We start from the raw sequence: 15,200 nt of genomic DNA on the forward strand, positions 1-15,200 counted from the left end.
GGGGGCCGAGGAGGCCGCCCCCGGCGGTGGTCAGGCGCGGTAGGCGACCAGCCCCATCATCCCGGCCTCACCGTGGTAGGCGTTGTGACAGTGCGTCATCCACCGGCCGGGGTTGTCCGCGTCGAAGTCGCAGACCACCGTCCGACCGGGCAGCACGATCACGGTGTCCTTGCGCGGACCGTCCGCACCGACCTGGAAGGTGTGGCCGTGCAGGTGCATGGGGTGCCACATGTCGGTCCGGTTGACGAACTCCAGGCGGACCCGCTCGCCGTCGCCGACCAGGAACGGGTGCGCCGCCGGGTCGGCCATGTCGAAGGGGCGGCCGTTGAGCGCCCAGTCGTACGCGGCCATCCCGCCGGTCAGCTCGATGCGGTGGGTGCGGTCGGGCGTCCGGCCCGGCAGCCGGACCTCGTCCGCCGCCCGGAGGTCGGTGGCGGCGAGGATCCGGCCGTCCAGCTCGGCGGGGCGGCCGGTGACGGCCGGCGCCGAGGCCCGCGAGCAGGAGGGTACGGCGGTTGACGGTGAACTCGGTCATCGAGGTCTCTCGTGTGTGCGCGTCGGCACGGCTGTCGGCCGTGCCGGTGGACAGGGCCGGCCGGCGGCGGGGGCTTCCGGTGCCCGGCCGCCGTGGGGCCGCCTATCTGCGCGAGACCGAGAGGATGTCGAGGTCGGGGGGCGGGGCGCCCGGCCACGGAATGCCGGGGTGGGTCGTCGGGCGCGGCGCCGGGTCGACGGGTCCGGCCGTGCCGGGGCCCGCCGGGGGCGGGGCGGCGAGGGTGACGCCGCGCGCGGGCGCCGTGGAGGAGCAGACCCGGTGTTCGGCGCAGGCCTGGACGGGGTGCGCGGCGACCGCCGTCGCGTGGCTGCCGGGGTCCGGGGTGTGCCGGTGGCTCGCCGTCGCCGTCGGGGTCGTGGCGTGCGCCGCCGGTGTCGTGCCGGCCGGCAGGGTGTGGTGCCCGATCAGCCCGAGGGCGGTCAGCAGGAGCAGCACGAGGGCCGCGCCCGTCCACCGCCGCTGGCCCCGGTACGGACGCCCGGCCGCCTCGTTACGGGCGGCGGGCCCGTGGGAGGGCGGTCGGGTGTCCGGGCGGCACATGGCGGTCACCATACCCCACCGGGGTATGTGCGGGGTACGTACCGGGCCCCGCGCCACCGGGGCCGCGACCGGTCAGCCCCGGCGCTCCGCTCCCCCGGTCGTCTCCTCCGCCGACCACGTCACGCGCGGCGGGCGGACGGCCGCGCACAGCGGATGCCCCGAGGCGTCCGTCAGCCCGAGCCGGGCGACCAGCCGTCCGGCGGCCACCGCCTCGGCCAGGACCTGCCCGTCCACCCCGTCGAGCATCAGCTTGGCCCGCCGGAACATGGTGAACCCGCCCGCGTCGTCGACCTCGCCCCACACCAGGTAGACGAAGCGCTGCCCGGGCCGGCCCTGGACATGGGGCCCCTTGACGTCGAGGCCGTCGGCGAGCGGGCTCGCCGCGCACTCCAGCGTCCAGGCGGCCGAGGTGGCGTCGCCGGGGTGGAGGTCGAGCAGTTCGTCGGGGCGTGCGCGCCGCTGGACGGCCACATGGACGTTGCCGTAGCCGGGAAAACCCGGGCCGGCGGGGCAGGAGCGACCGGGGAGGTCGACGGCTTCGATACGGATCTGCACGCGCACAGTCTCCCCGGCCCGACCGGCCCGGCACACCCCCGGCAGGCCTCCGACAGGCACCGGACAGGCCCCGGGTCAGAGCTCCCAGAGTCCCTTGCCGAGGGTGACCAGGCCGCCGGCCAGCGCCAGGGCCAGCACCACCAGCCGGGCGGGGCGCTCCGCCACCCGTTCCGACAGCATCCGGCCGACGCCGGCGCCGACCAGGATCCCGGCCGCGGTGGTCGCCCAGGCCGGCGCGGCCAGATGCGGAAGCCCCTTGGCCGCGATCGAGAAGACGTTGACGGCCACCCCGTAGAACTGGGCGTTGGGCACGAACTCCCGGGTGGTCCACCCCGTGTTGACCGCGTAGAGGGAGACCGCCGGGCCGCCGACCCCGGCGGCGGAGTTCATGAACCCGCTCGCCGCACCCGCCGCCAGGGCGCCCCGGGTGCCGCGCAGCGAGGCGGCCCGGATCCCCCGGATCACCAGCAGGGCCGCCGCGCTGACCAGCAGTCCGATGCCGATCAGCAGGGCCGGCGACGGCACCCGCCCCGCGACCCAGGCCCCCACCGGGACGGTGCACGCGGCGGCGCCGATCAGCGGCAGCATCCGGGCCAGTCGCACCTGGCGCCAGCTGCCGGCGAGTCCGATGGCGCTGATGACGCCCGCGGCGCAGTTGGACAGCGTCACGCCGTCGCCCGGGCCCAGCAGCAGGACCAGCGCCGGTCCGCAGACGAGCGCGAAGCCGATGCCCGCCAGCCGCTGCACGGACGATCCCAGCAGCACCAGCAGTCCCAGCAGCAAGGCCGCACCCCAGCCGACCTCCACGGCTCCCCCTTCACCCGCGTCCGCGCCGCACTCCGCCGCGCGGAGCCACCCCACCGTATGCCGACCGTCGTCGTGCACCGGGTTCGCCCGGGGACTCCCACGAACTACTACAGGTCTGTAGAGTCTCTTCGGCGACCCACCCAGCAGTCAGCAGGGGGAGACATGGCAGACCGTTCAGAGCACTCAGACCGCTCGCACCGTTCGGAGCACTCGCAGCAGGAGAACCGCACGACCCGCCGCCCGGCCCACGGGCCCGGGTGGCAGCCGCCCGAGCACGAGGTCGAGCCGGTCTACCAGCCGGTCCAGATCAACCGCGCGGACGGCAGCTGGGCGGTGGGCCGGATCAACGCCTGGTGGCGGCCGTCGGCCGACGCCCAGGCCTGGTGCCGCGTCCGGGCGACGGGCCGGGGCGAGACCCCCGCCTGGGTGCCCTTCGATCCCGAACACCTCCTGCTCCTCCCGGCCGGCGGCACCTGAGCCGGCACCTGACCCGACACCCGGCGCCGCGCCCCGACCTCAGCCGCGCGGAGAGTCCGCCGCGGGCTGCCGCCCCAGGAGGCCGGCCACGTCGCGGTCGGTGACGTCCCGGAAGTCGGCGTACCAGGGGCCCACCGCGTGCAGGTACGTCGCCTCGTGCAGGCAGAGCAGGGCGTCGACGTGCCGCCGGAGTGCCACCGCCGACCGCGCGTCGCAGACCGGCGTCGCCAGCACCAGCCGCTCGGGGCCCCGGGCCCGCAGGCTGTGCACCGCGGCATGGGCGAGCGGCCCGTGCAGCACGCCGTCGGTGACCAGCACCGCCGTCCGGCCGTCGAGCGGGAGCGGTGGCCGGCGGTTGCGGTACAGCTTCTCCAGGCGGTGCAGCTCCACCCGCTGCCGGGCCACCTCGGCGGCGAGGTCCGCCGGACCGATGCCGAGCCCGCGCATCACCCGCAGGTCCAGCACCGGCGGCTCCTCGCCGGCGAGCGCGCCGATCGGTGTGCCGTTGCCGGGGGCGGTGAGCGGGCGCGCCACGAGGACGTCCAGCGGAGCCCCCAGCTCCCGAGCGACCTCCAGCGCGACCGCGACACCGCCGGGGCCGAGCCCCACCACGACGGGTTCCGCACTGGCGCGGGCGCCCAGGTGGCTGCGCGTCCGCCGGGCCAGTCGGCGCCCGGCGTCGCAGCGGTCGGTGAACAGCGCGACCACGTCCTCCTCCTCGCCGACCCCCGGCCCGACAGGTCCGACGCCCCCCGACCGATCGGTCACCACCTCTGACCTGTGCGCCTACCCCCGCACCCCCGCGCGTACACGCCCCGGCGCCGCCGGCACGGGCCGTCAGGGCCGACGGGTCGCACGATGTGACCCACTACCCCGGCACCCGACCCGAGGATCTTGTTGTGCACATAACATCAGCCGCACAAGCGATTACCGATCGACAGGCGGGGAGAGGGACATGACCGTGAAGGTCGCAGTCATCCACTACAGCGCCACGGGTACCGTGCACGCGCTCGCACAGGCGGTCGCCGAGGGGGCGGCGTCGACCGGGGCCGAAGTCCGGCTGCGGCGGGTCGCCGAGTCGGCGCCCGACAGCGCGATCGACCGCAATCCGCGGTGGCGGCAGCACGCCGACGCCACCGCCTCGATGGAGGAAGCCTCACTGGACGACCTGGCCTGGGCCGACGCCTTCGCCTTCGGCACGCCCTCGCGGTTCGGGGCACCGGCCGCGCAGCTCAAGCAGTTCATCGACCAGGCCGGCGGGCTGTGGGAGGAGGGCCGGCTCGCGGACAAACCGGTGACGGTCTTCACCGCCGCGTTCAACCGGCACGGCGGCACCGAGGCGACGATCCTGTCGCTGTCCAACGTCTTCTACCACTGGGGCGCGTTGATCGTCCCGCCCGGCTACACCGACCCGATCGTGTACGCGGCCGGCGGCAACCCGTACGGCACCTCCTACGCGACCGGCACCTCCGAGGACGGCCCCGACGCGTCCACCCTGGCCGCCGCGCACTACCAGGGCGAACGCCTGGCCCGCACCGCGCTCCGCCTCCGGGCGGGCATCCACGCCCTCGCCGCAGCCGACGCCGACGGAAGCACCGCCGCGGCCCCCGGCGGCGCCGCCAACGGCAAGGCCGCCGGCTCCGGCGCGGGCAGCGTCCTACGCGCCCACACCTCCCCCGGCCGGTGACCGGGGACGACCCCGGCATGACCAGACCCCGCCGGGGAGCCGCACTCGCCCCGAGGCCGGTGCGGCTCCCCGGCGGGCTCTCCGTCGGGCTGCGGGCAATGCTCACGTGTCGCTCGGCAGTTCACCGTCGCCAGAGTGCGCCTCGAGCACGACGGAGACGTGCAGCCGCGGCAGGGGAGTTCGGGGCGCTCCATACGCCTGGAGATATCGGACCATGCCTGAAGCAGTATTAGACGTATCGGTGCTGGTCATTTAGCGTTCGGCGCATGACAGAGCGACGCGCGGTCTTCAGCGGCTCGGCCTTCCGCCTCACGGTGGCCTCGTGAGCAATCACCCGGAAGTGCCTGTCGTGCCCGTCGGGGCCCATGAACCCCCCTACTACGTGGCTGTCTTCACCACGGTGCGAACCCAGGAGCAGAGCGGCTACAGCGAGACCAACGCACGCATGGAGGACCTGGCGAAGGACGTCCCCGGGTACCTGGGGATGGACCACGCGCAGACTCCTGGCGGGCTGGGCATCACCGTCAGCTACTTCCGCGACGCCGACGCCCTCACCCGGTGGCGGACCGATGTCGAGCACCGGGCGGCTCAGGAGCGCGGGCGGGCCGAGTGGTACCAGAGCTACACGCTGCATGTGGCGAAGGTGGAGCGAAGCACCGGGTTCACGCGAGCGGAGGTCCCGCAGGCGGGGGCTTGAAGACGGACCCTAGCGGAAGGCGGCGGCGAGGCGGCGGCGGTGGAGGGCGTCGACGCCGGTGGCGGCGACGGTGGCCCAGGTGGTGCGGCCCGCCGGGGTGAGGGCGTCCGGGGGGAGGTGCCAGCCGGGGGGGGGAGCGGGGTGCCGGTGCGCGCCGTGGTGCCCCGGCTGTTCGGCACCAACTCGGTCAAGTGGCTGACCCGCGTGGTGCTCGCCGACCACCGGCCCGAGCACCTCTTCACCACCCGGCTGTACACCCGCGTCCCGCCCGGCGGCGGCGCCCCGCAGCCGGTGCGGGAGGTGGACGTCAACAGCAGGCTGCTCGGCCCGCCGGACGGCGCCTCCGTCCCGGCCGGGCCGTACCAAGTGACCGGCCGGGCCTGGGGCTTCGCGGCGGTCGTCGCGGTGGAGGTCGCCGTCGACGACGGCGGCTGGCGGCCGGCGCGGCTGGAACCGCGCGGCCCGCAGCCCGTCTGGCAGCGGTTCACCCTGCCATGCGCGCTCGCCCCGGGCCGGCACCTGATCCGCTGCCGGGCCACCGACGCCCGGGGCCGCGTCCAGCCGCCGAGCGGGGCGCGGAACGCCGTCCACGGGATCGAGGTGGTGGTCCGCTGAGCCTCAGATCCGGCGCAGGACGTCGTCGAGGCTCCGGCGGGTCGCCACCGTGTCGGGGTGGTCCGCCCCCAAGCGCTCCTGCTGCGCGGCGAGGACCGCCTCCAGCTCCGCGCGGGCCTGCGCCAGCTCGCCCTGGTCGCGGAGCACCGCCGCGAGGCTGTGCCGGGTGATCAAGGTGTCGGGGTGGTCGTCCCCGTAACGCTCGCGCTCGACCGCGAGGATCGCCTCGAACTCCGTCCTGGCCTGCGCCAGCTCCCCCTGGTCGCGCAGCAGTCGGGCGAGCTCGTGCCGGGTGATGAGGGTGTGGGGGTGGTGGCTGTCCGTGAACTGGCGTCCGCGCGCCTCCAGTACAGCCAGGTACTCGGCGCGGGCCGCCGCCCACTCCCCCTGGGCGTGCAGAACCCGTGCGAGTTCATGACGGGTGGTGAGGACCGCGGGGTGGTTCTCGCCCAGGCGGCGGCGCCACGCCTCCAGGACGGCCGCGAACTCCGTCCGGGCCCGCGTCAGCTCCCCCTGGTCGCGTAGGACGCAGGCGAGTTCGTGCCGAGTGGAGAGCACCACGGGGTCGGTGTCCTCCAGCGCTCCGCTCCGGGCCTCCAGGATCGCCTCGAACTCCGCCCTCGCCGCCGCGAACTCCCCCTGGGCGTGCAGCACACAGGCCAGCTCGTGACGCGTGTTGAGGGTCCCGGTGTGGGTGTCCCCCAAGCGCTCGCGCTCCACGGCGAGGACCGCCTCGAACTCGGCCCAGGCGGCCGCCAGCTCCCCCAGCCCGCGCAGGGCGAGCGCGAGGTTGTGCCGGGTGACGAGGGTACTGGGGTGGGCGGCGCCCACCCGCTCGCGGCCGGCGGCGAGCGCGGCCTCGAAGACCGTGCGGGCACGGGCGTGCAGGCCTTCGACGAGAAGGTGACAACCGGTCAAGTTGACCGCCAGGGTGAACTCCAGGAGGGCGGGCTCGGTGAGCCGGGCGGGCTCGGCCCGGTCGAAGGCGTCCAGGAGGTGTGGGGAGAGCAGCCGCCACACCGTCCAGAACTCCGGATCCTCCGGCTCCCCGGTGTCCTCCCCGAGTGCCGCGTCGATCAGGATCCGGGCCGCGGTGGCCGCGGTGCCGGGAGTGCGGGAGGCGTCGCGGACGAGCGGGTGCATGCGCAGCACGGGCGGCGTGTCCGGGGCGGCCTCGGGCAGGTCGACGAGGCCGAGGGCGGCGAGGGCGGCGAGGTGCTGCCAGACGGCGGGTCCGTCGAGGGCGGCGAGCGGGCCGGCCTCGGCCAGCCGGTCGGGGGTGAGGAGGTGGGTGTACGGGAGGTCGGCGTCGGCGAAGGAGGCGAGCAGTTCCAGCAGGGCCCGGGCGTGGCCGAGGCCGCGCTGTTCGAGCAGGGTGACGGACATCGCCCAGGTCCGGGTCAGGGCGTGGCCGGGGTCCAGCCGCTCCAGGCCGTCCTCCCAGGCCCGCCGGTAGTCGGTGTAGGTGGTCGGGGTCGCCGGAGCCCGGAACGGCGGCGGCGTCCGGTTCGCCTGGTCGAGGTAGGTGCCGGCCAGGCGCAGGGCGAGCGGGAGTCCGCCCAGGCGTTCGGCCAGGGCGTGGGCCTCGGCGTCGGTGCCGGCGGTCGCCGGGGCGTGGTCGCGCAGGATCCGGGCGGCGGCGTCGAGGCGCCCGCCGGTCAGCGGCCGGAGGAGGTGCAGCCGGGCGGTCGGCCCCCAGGTCGCCCGGGTGCTGTCGCGGGTGGTGACGAGGACGGCGCCGGGGCCGGTGGCGGGGCGGATCCAGCCGGTGCCGGCGCTCAGCGTGCCCGGTCCGTCGAGCAGGGCGGGGTCGTCGGCGTTGTCGACGACCAGCAGCCAGGGGGTGTCCAGACGGGCCAGGCGGGACCAGAGGAGGTCGGCGGTGTCGCCGCGCTCCAACTCCTCCTGATCGGCCCCGGCCTGGCGGGCCACGGCGCGCAGGGCCGCCTCCAGGGCGGGGCCGTTGCGCGCCTCGACCCACCAGACCCGACACCCGGCGGCGCTCCGGCGGGCGGCGATCTCCAGGGCGACGGCGGTCTTGCCGCAGCCGCCCATGCCGCAGAGGGCCAGCAGTCGGCCCTCGGCGGTGGGGGCGGCGGCCAGTTCGGCTTCCAGCCGGTCCAGGGTCTCCTCGCGGCCGCGCAGGGGGCGGTTGGCGTCCCGCAGCCCCAGGGGCGGTGCGACGGTCACCGCCACCGCGGCGGGTGGCGTGGCCGGATCGGGCATCCGCAGGGTGATGTCGGCGCGGCCGGCCTGGACGACGTTGCCGTGCACGGTGCTGTCGGTCAGCCGGTTGTCCACCCGGGCCGCCGGGCCCTCCGCCCGATCCTGCTCCCCGCTCACTCACAACCCCCAGCCCTGCCGCGCCTGTTCGTCGGCCTTCATCCTGGCGTACGGGCGGGCCGCCGACCGGAGAACGGCGAGATCCCCTGCGCCCTTGGGGTGGTGCGTCAGCTGAAGAGGTGCTCGCCCAGCACGGTGCCCTCCGGGGCGCCGGGGAGGACGTACGCGACGGCGGAGGCGGTGTGGGCCAGGAAGGGGTTGAGGGCGTCGCGGTCGGCGAGGCGGCTCTGCACCCGGGTGAACTGGGCCGTGTCCCGCATGAAGGCGACGAAGAGCAGCCCGCGGTCGTCCGGGGCGTCGTCATAGCTGTAACCGCGGCGGAGCATCCGGGCGCCGCCGTCGAGGCGGGGGCCGGTGAGCCGGACGTGCGCGGTGGCCGGGATGACGTACGCGCCGTCCGGGTGCTTGGCGTAGAGGTCCGGCTCGTCGTGCTCGGCGGCGCCGGTCAGCGGGGCGCCGTCACCGATGCGGCGGCCCATCGCGGCGTTCTGCTGCTCCTCGGGGAGGGCGGCGAAGGCGGCGGTGTCCATCCGGATCCGCCGGTAGACCAGGACGGTGGCGTGCTCGTGCGGCCCCGGCGGGCCCCAGACCCACTGGCGGGCGGCCTCCTCGTCCGGGTTGGCGGTGCCGTCCTTGAAGCCGAACAGGTTGCGCGGCGTGACGTCCGGCTCCGTCCGGGGCAGGAAGCCGGACTGCGACCAGCGGAGTGCGGCGCCGGCGGACCGGGCGGCGGTGGTGGCGAGTTCGGCGAGCACGGACGGCGTCCACTGGTCGTCGGCGGACAGTTGGAGCAGCAGGTCGCCGCCGCCGCGCGCCGGGTCGAGGCGGTCGCCGGGGAAGGCCGGCGGCTCGGTCAGCCCGGCGGGGACGGCGAGTTCGAGCCGGGCGGCGAGGGCCGGGCCGAGGCCGACCAGGGCGGCGAACCGGGGCGGTCCGGCGTCGCCCCGGAGCCGCGGGTCGGGCGGCGAACCGGCGGCCGTGCCGGACAGGAGGCGGGTCCACGCGGCCAGGAGGTCGCGCAGCGCCGTCCGGTCGGCGGTGGTGGAGACCGGCGGGACGTCGAAGGCGAGCAGCCTGGTCGTGGGGAATTGAGGTGCCGTCAGTCCGGACTGCCGTTCGCCGTGGAAGGGTATCGCGGCCTCGGCCGGCGGTGCTCCGACCGGGGCGCGGCCGCCATCAGAGGCGCCGAACACCGGTCCATCGTGGGCCAGTTCGCCGACCGCCGCGCCGACGCCGGCGGCGAGCACCGCCCCGGCCGCCAGCAGCGCCCTGCGCCTTCCGACACCGGGCGCGGCCGTCACGGCGGGCGGACTCGACTGCGGCGCGTTTTCCGGTTCGGTGGGCATGCGCCCTATTGGAGACGATAGAACACGTGGCATGCAAATCACGTTTCCTGTTCGTCAGTTGGTTTTCGCGGTCGCGGTGGCGACCGTGGCCGCCGGGACCGCCACCGGTTGCTCCTCCACGGGCTCCGGCTCCGGTGACGCCAAGCATCCGGCCGGGAGCGTGGTCCGGGTGCCGGAGGACTTCCCCACCGTGCAGCGGGCCGTGGACGTCGCGCGCGACGGCGACACGGTGCTGATCGGCCCGGGCACCTACCGCGAGAGCGTGCGCGTCGCGCGGAGCAACCTGGTACTGCGCGGGACGGACCGCTCGGCGGTGGTGCTCGACGGCGGGCTCAAGCTGGCCAACGGCATCACCGTCACTGGCGCCGGATCGGTGGTGGAGAACCTCACCGTGCACGGCTACCTGGCCAACGGCGTGCTGTTCACCGGCGTCACCGACGAGAAGCTCCAGCAGCGCGGCGCGGGCGGCTCGGCGTACGACCCCCTGGACACCGCGCGGTTCCCGCCCGTGCAGGGCTTCCGGGCGACCAGGGTGACGGCGTACAACAACGGCCTGTACGGCATCTACGCGTTCGACGCGCGCGGCGGGGTGATCGAGGACTCCTACGCCTCCGGGCACGCCGACTCGGGCATCTACGTCGGCCAGTGCAAGCCCTGCGACACCCTGGTGCGCGGCAACACGGTCGAACGCAACGCGGTCGGCGTCGAGCTGACCAACGCCTCGGACGGCCTGTCGATCCTGGGCAACCGGGTGGCCGGCAACCGGGTCGGCGTCACGGTGAACTCCAACGACCTGGAGGCGCTCGCCCCGCAGCACGGCGCGGTGATCGCGGGCAACGTCGTCGTGGACAACAACGCCGCCGACACGCCGCAGCAGGCGGACGGGGGCTTCGGCCTCGGGATCGGGATCGGCGGCGGCACGGCGAACCGGGTGGAGCGCAACCTCGTCCGGGGCAACCGGGCGGCCGGGGTCATCGTCACCGACCCGCCGGGCCACCCCGCGAGCGGCAACCGGGTCGAGGGCAACCAGGTGGACGGCAACGGCGCCGACCTCGTGCTCGGCTCGGTCGACCCCGGCAACTGCTTCAGCGGCAACCGGCCCGTCACGCAGAGCCCGGACGGCCTGGAGGCCGCGGCGCCCTGCGGCGGCCAGGGGCGCGGGCCGCTGCCGCTCGGGCGGACGGCCCCGGTCCAGGCGCCGCCCGGTGTGCCGTTCAGCCAGGTGGCGGCCCCGGCCGCGCAGCCGTCGCTGCCCGACCCGACGACCCCCGGCCGGCCGGCGACGGGGCTGCCGGGGGCGGTGGATCCGGCGGCGTACCCGCTGCCGACGGACGCCGGCGTGCTCCCGGCCCGGCCGGCGGGGTAGGGGACCGGCCGTGGCTGGCCGGTCAGCCGGTCAACCATGGGGCTTCGGGCAGCTTGGCGCTGCCGTCCTGCCCGGAGAACTCCACCGCGGTCGGGGTGCCCAGCCCCGGCATCCGCATCGTCACCCGCCGCAGCGTGCCGTCGCCGTCGACCCAGTAGGTCAGCGGGGAGCGCCCGCCGTCGGCCGCGGCACCCTGGGCGCGCGGGCCGGCGAACCGGTCGTAGTCCCGGCCGTCGAGGCGTTCGCCGCCGAGCCGGCGGGCGCCGGACTGGGCGAGCAGCAGCGGATTGTCGGGTCGGTCCGCGCCGAGCTCGACGACGAGTTGGAGCCCGGCGTCCAGGGGGTCGGCCGTGTAGGCGCGGGGCGACCAGCCCTGCCGGGGCACCCGCTCGGCCTGTTCCCAGGCAGGGCCGGCGACGCCCGCCGGCTCCGGGGCGAGCCCGAGGCCGCCGGCGTCCCAGACGACCAGGCCGTGGTCGAGCGGGCCGCTCGCGCCGGTGACCTGGTAGCGGCCCACGCCCCGGCGGGTGCGGTAGTCCACGACCCCCTCGACCCGGACGGTGATGTCCCCGCCCTCGGCGGCGGTGAGGGCGACGGTGACCGGGCTGGCCTGGAACAGGTTGAGGCGGGACAGGGCCAGCCGGGAGGCCTCGTCGACGGTCACCGGGCGCTCGCCGCCGTCCCCGTCGGCGGTCCGGTAGGCCACCACTCCGCCCACGGCGGCGGCGCACGCCACGAGGGCGGCCAGGATCCTGAGCCGGACGGTGCGGCGGCGCGGGCCGCGGGTCGTGTCCGGCGCCGTCCGGGTCGCCTTCTTCGCGGCCACCGGGTTCCGGGCCGGGCTCGTCCGGGCCATACGGGGTTCCTCGCTCTCGTCCGTGGATCGGCCGGTCGGTCTGTCTGTCGGTCTGTGGGTCTGTCTGGGTCTGTCTGGGTCTTTCGGCGCGGGTACGTGAGCGGGCGGGTCCGCGGACCCGGAGGTCCGGGGCCCGCCCGCTCGGCGACGGTCCCTCAGGACCGCCACCCGGGTCGTGCCACCGCTACTACTGCTGCCGCGCCCTGCGGCGGCGGGCCAGCAGGAGGAGCGCCGCGCCGAGCAGCGTCAGCGTTCCCGCACCGGCCAGCATCACCGGGATGCCCTCGCTCGCACCGGTGCTGGGCAGGTGCGAACCGGGGGCGGGGGCCGGCGGCGGCACCGCCGGGCCCGGCTTGGTCGGCGGATGCGTCCAGGTCGGCGTCGCCCCGGTCGGCGTCGGCGTGGGCGTCGGTGTCGGGGTCGGGGTCGGCGTGGGAGTCGGCGTCGGGGTCGGGGTGACCGTCGGCGTCGGGGTCGGCGTCGGGGTGGGCGTCGGGATCAGCTTGTTGACGGCCGTCACCGAGACCCCCGTGGCGAGGTTGTCGGCGGTCAGCGCCAGCGGCCCGAACACCGTCACCTCCGGTGCGGCGTACCCCTCCGGCGGGCTCAGCTCCTGCCAGTAGTACGTCCCCACCGTACCGGTGCCCTGGCAGGTGCCGTCGGCGCCGGTCGTGCACGGCTCGCCCACCGTCGTGTCGGGCTTGTCGCCGGTGCTCTGGAGCCCGTCGGTGCCGTTGGACTCCTTCCACAGCCGGAACTTCGCGCCCGCCAGCGGCTTGCCGTCCTGGTCGTGCTTGACCAGGCGCAGCGCGCCCTCCTGCTGTCGGAACCCGAAGTCGTAGGTGTGGTCGTTCTCGCCCGGTCCGCCGGTGGTCAGCGCCCGTTCGACGTACTGCCCGCCCGCCGGGACGACGCCCTTGGAGTCGATGAAGCGGTTGTCGCCGACGTCCGCGTCCGTGGGGACCCACTGGTACAGCGGGCCGCCCTTGGCGTAGTCGGCCGGGTTGTCGAGCCGGATCGTGTACTTGGTGCGGGGCTTGAGACCGCCGGTGACGTTGGAGTCGTCGAAGTAGTACTCACCGCGCGCGGTGGTCTTCGTGGTGCCGACGAGCTTCCCCGACTCGTCGTACAGGTTGACGGTGGCGGCCGGTACCGGTCGCTGGCCGGGCAGTTGGAGGCCGGAGCGCTCGGGGTCGTACCAGACCCGGTTGCCGATCTGGAGCGGGGCCTGGTCGCAGAGCACCTCCAGGTCGCCCATCGAGGCGCCCTTGCCGAACGGGGCCGCGGTGCCCGCCGGGTTGAGCCGCAGGCCGAACTTCGGGTCCTGCTCGCCGTTCCGCTGGAGGAATGACGTGCCGTAGCCGAGGGCGGTGTGGTTGGGGTCGAAGGCGGAGGTCGCGATGGTGTTCTCGACCTTGGAGAAGGCCATGCCGGCGAAGGCCGTGTTGCGGTGGCCGCCCCAGCTGGTGTCGAAGAAGCGGGTGCCCCGGGGGGACATCCCGCAGCCGTTGTTGGTGTCCATCACGTACGCGCCGTTGACCGGGCAGGCCTTGTTCAGGTCGCCGCCCGACATGACGACGGAGACGGAGCCCGGCGTGGGACCGGCCGGTGCGCGGTCCGCGAAGCGGTCACGGAAGGACAGCAGCATCGAGCCGTCGGTCTCGAAGGCGATCTCGCCCAACTCCGGCTCGGGGTTGGCGATGGTGGAGACACCGCACGGGTTGCCGTTCTGCGAGGTCGGGTAGGTGTCGGTCCACGGGAACCAGCCCGCCCCGTCGCAGGGCCCGCCGCCGACCGTGGACTGGCGCGGGTAGTCGAGCGGCTGGTCCAGCACCGCCGCCGCGAACGCGCCGGTGGCGAGGTCGAACGGCAGCACGACGGCGCGCACGTCGGCGAGCCTGCCCGTCGACTGGCCCGAGCAGACGCCGCCGAGGTAGCCGGTGCCGTCCTGCAGGCCCAGGCCGAACGGCCGCCAGTCCCCGGCCGCCGGGCAGCCCGGGTCGGGGATCGGGTAGGCGGCCTTCGGCGCGGCGGCCGTCGGGCCGGTGGCGTCGTAGCGGTAGAGCTTGCGGTCGTTGAGGTTGACGACGAAGAGGTCCTTGCCGTCGTCGGTGATCTTGATGCCGCCGAGGCTCTCCTTGCCCGGCGCGTCGAGGAACGCGTCGTCGGTGCCGCCGCCGTGGACGGTCGCGCCCGCGTTGGGGACGCTGGTGAAGAGCGTCGTGCGCTTCGCGACCGGGTCGGTCACGTAGATCGCGCCGGCGCCGCCGGGGCCGTAGTCCGTGGTGCGCTTGGCGACGGCGGAGGAGAACAGCCGCCGGTCCGCCCGGTTCCAGGCGATGCCGTACAGGGTGCCGGTCTCGGCGTTGGTGGCGAGGTCGGTGGCGTTGACGTCCACGCCCTCCTGCCCGCGCGCGCTGTACGGGAAGGACAGCAGCGTCCGCTGCGCCCCGCCCTCGCGCGTGGTGGGCTGACAGGACGTCACCAGCGGAGCGTTCTTCTGGCAGTAGTCGCCGGGGCTCCACAGGCCGGTGGTGTACGCCACCTTCGCGCCGCCGGAGAGGTCGACGAACTCCTCGTTGCTGCTCAGCTGGTTGGGCGCGCCGGTGAGGCCCTGGCGGGAGGCGAAGGCCGGGTAGAGCTTGCCCGGCTTCGGATTCACCACCTGGACGCGGTACTTGCCGCCGGACAACTTGGACGCGGCCGGTGCCAGCGTCACCGTGCCGTCCGCCGCCGTGGTGCCCTCGATGCCGGCGCCGGCGGCGTCCGTGAGGGTCACCTTGACGCCGGCCAGGCCCGGCTCCAGCGCGGGCGTCCACACTCCGCTCGTGTCCACCGCCCGCACCACGCGGACCGTCACCGTGCCGTCGCCCGCCTGCGGGAAGGCCGCCGGGGCGGCCACCAGCGAGCCCGCGCCGATCCCGACGGCGAGCGCCACCGCGCCGCCGACGGTCCGACGGCCGAGCGCCCCCGGTCGTCGCCGCTCCGGGCCGCGCACGGCGCCCGTCTGTTGCTCAGGTGTCGTTGTCATCCCTGCTCTCTCGTGCAGTTGGGCCCGCCGCCCCGACCTCGTGAGGGAGTCGTGTGTGGCGGAGAGGCCGCCATTGTTAAGGGGAGCTTAAAGGGGCTTCACAGAAGTTCGCAGGAAAACCAGGAACTTTGATGATCAATCAGGCGTTCCCGATGCCGAGGTGCCTGATGTGTCGTCAACTCCCTTGGCGCAGATGCTCTCAGGCGCACGACGGCGCACGCGCGGCGGGGTCCGCACTCCCCCTGTCATGCACCCGCAGACGGGCCTGTTAGGGCCCGTCTTCAAACCCCCGTCGTCCGCCCGGAGGGCGGGCGGGGCGGCGTT

Annotated in this window: 13 protein-coding genes and 1 pseudogene; 5 read left to right on the forward strand and 9 right to left on the reverse strand. The window is 75.3% G+C overall.

Features of this window, described 5'->3' with window-relative positions; genetic code table 11:
- Positions 1-30: 30 nt before the first annotated feature.
- From ACFP3U_RS33155 to ACFP3U_RS33170, 4 genes are all read right to left on the reverse strand, one after another.
- Positions 31-456 carry a multicopper oxidase domain-containing protein gene (locus tag ACFP3U_RS33155; protein ID WP_380229481.1) on the reverse strand — a complete coding sequence of 142 codons (426 nt, stop codon included), beginning with the start codon at positions 454-456 and terminating at the stop codon, positions 31-33.
- 181 nt (positions 457-637) lie between these two features.
- Positions 638-1,096 carry a hypothetical protein gene (locus tag ACFP3U_RS33160; protein ID WP_380229469.1) on the reverse strand — a complete coding sequence of 153 codons (459 nt, stop codon included), beginning with the start codon at positions 1,094-1,096 and terminating at the stop codon, positions 638-640.
- Positions 1,097-1,168: 72 nt separating this feature from the next.
- Positions 1,169-1,651: a DUF5990 family protein gene (locus tag ACFP3U_RS33165; RefSeq protein WP_380229470.1), complete on the reverse strand. Its 483-nt coding sequence runs from the start codon at positions 1,649-1,651 to the stop codon at positions 1,169-1,171.
- A gap of 75 nt (positions 1,652-1,726) precedes the next feature.
- The gene (locus ACFP3U_RS33170; protein WP_380229471.1) at positions 1,727-2,458 is read right to left on the reverse strand and encodes a TSUP family transporter; all 732 of its coding nucleotides are present in this window, start codon (positions 2,456-2,458) and stop codon (positions 1,727-1,729) included.
- Positions 2,459-2,620: 162 nt separating this feature from the next.
- Here ACFP3U_RS33170 and ACFP3U_RS33175 point away from each other — a divergent pair, with 162 nt between their 5' ends.
- Positions 2,621-2,935, forward strand: a complete 315-nt coding sequence (locus ACFP3U_RS33175; protein WP_380229472.1) for a hypothetical protein — start codon at positions 2,621-2,623, stop codon at positions 2,933-2,935.
- Between the two features lie 39 nt (positions 2,936-2,974).
- On the opposite strand, the gene ACFP3U_RS33180 is transcribed toward ACFP3U_RS33175, so the two are convergent.
- Positions 2,975-3,703, reverse strand: a complete 729-nt coding sequence (locus ACFP3U_RS33180) for a phosphoribosyltransferase (protein WP_380229473.1) — start codon at positions 3,701-3,703, stop codon at positions 2,975-2,977.
- Between the two features lie 187 nt (positions 3,704-3,890).
- On the opposite strand from ACFP3U_RS33180, the pseudogene wrbA reads away from it, so the two are divergent.
- From wrbA to ACFP3U_RS33195, 3 genes and pseudogenes are all read left to right on the forward strand, one after another.
- Positions 3,891-4,487, forward strand: a pseudogene (wrbA, locus tag ACFP3U_RS33185) (NAD(P)H:quinone oxidoreductase); the annotation flags it as partial.
- Positions 4,488-4,944: 457 nt separating this feature from the next.
- Positions 4,945-5,319 carry an antibiotic biosynthesis monooxygenase family protein gene (locus ACFP3U_RS33190; RefSeq protein WP_380229474.1) on the forward strand — a complete coding sequence of 125 codons (375 nt, stop codon included), beginning with the start codon at positions 4,945-4,947 and terminating at the stop codon, positions 5,317-5,319.
- Between the two features lie 147 nt (positions 5,320-5,466).
- A complete protein-coding gene (locus ACFP3U_RS33195) occupies positions 5,467-5,934 on the forward strand; it encodes a molybdopterin-binding protein (protein WP_380229475.1) in 468 nt (155 codons plus the stop codon).
- Positions 5,935-5,937: 3 nt separating this feature from the next.
- On the opposite strand, the gene ACFP3U_RS33200 is transcribed toward ACFP3U_RS33195, so the two are convergent.
- Positions 5,938-8,277 (reverse strand): tetratricopeptide repeat protein, encoded by a 2,340-nt coding sequence (locus ACFP3U_RS33200; protein WP_380229476.1) that lies wholly within the window; start codon positions 8,275-8,277, stop codon positions 5,938-5,940.
- A 107-nt stretch (positions 8,278-8,384) separates the two neighbouring features.
- On the reverse strand, positions 8,385-9,623 hold the full coding sequence (locus ACFP3U_RS33205) for a Dyp-type peroxidase (RefSeq protein WP_380229477.1): 1,239 nt from the start codon (positions 9,621-9,623) through the stop codon (positions 8,385-8,387).
- Positions 9,624-9,654: 31 nt separating this feature from the next.
- On the opposite strand from ACFP3U_RS33205, the gene ACFP3U_RS33210 reads away from it, so the two are divergent.
- Positions 9,655-10,989, forward strand: a complete 1,335-nt coding sequence (locus ACFP3U_RS33210; RefSeq protein WP_380229478.1) for a right-handed parallel beta-helix repeat-containing protein — start codon at positions 9,655-9,657, stop codon at positions 10,987-10,989.
- A gap of 22 nt (positions 10,990-11,011) precedes the next feature.
- On the opposite strand, the gene ACFP3U_RS33215 is transcribed toward ACFP3U_RS33210, so the two are convergent.
- Positions 11,012-11,845 carry a hypothetical protein gene (locus ACFP3U_RS33215; protein WP_380229479.1) on the reverse strand — a complete coding sequence of 278 codons (834 nt, stop codon included), beginning with the start codon at positions 11,843-11,845 and terminating at the stop codon, positions 11,012-11,014.
- Positions 11,846-12,032: 187 nt separating this feature from the next.
- The gene (locus ACFP3U_RS33220) at positions 12,033-14,876 is read right to left on the reverse strand and encodes an SdrD B-like domain-containing protein (RefSeq protein ID WP_380229480.1); all 2,844 of its coding nucleotides are present in this window, start codon (positions 14,874-14,876) and stop codon (positions 12,033-12,035) included.
- Positions 14,877-15,200 lie beyond the last annotated feature (324 nt).

It is taken from the genome of Kitasatospora misakiensis, assembly GCF_042656005.1.
GTDB lineage: Bacteria > Actinomycetota > Actinomycetes > Streptomycetales > Streptomycetaceae > Kitasatospora > Kitasatospora misakiensis.

Coding starts and splice junctions, on each gene's coding strand:
- ACFP3U_RS33160 (WP_380229469.1), bottom strand. CDS start 1,096: ATGTGCCGCCCGGACACCCGACCGCCCTCCCACGGGCCCGCCGCCCGT.
- ACFP3U_RS33175 (WP_380229472.1), top strand. CDS start 2,621: ATGGCAGACCGTTCAGAGCACTCAGACCGCTCGCACCGTTCGGAGCAC.
- ACFP3U_RS33205 (WP_380229477.1), bottom strand. CDS start 9,623: ATGCCCACCGAACCGGAAAACGCGCCGCAGTCGAGTCCGCCCGCCGTG.
- ACFP3U_RS33210 (WP_380229478.1), top strand. CDS start 9,655: ATGCAAATCACGTTTCCTGTTCGTCAGTTGGTTTTCGCGGTCGCGGTG.
- ACFP3U_RS33215 (WP_380229479.1), bottom strand. CDS start 11,845: ATGGCCCGGACGAGCCCGGCCCGGAACCCGGTGGCCGCGAAGAAGGCG.
- ACFP3U_RS33220 (WP_380229480.1), bottom strand. CDS start 14,876: ATGACAACGACACCTGAGCAACAGACGGGCGCCGTGCGCGGCCCGGAG.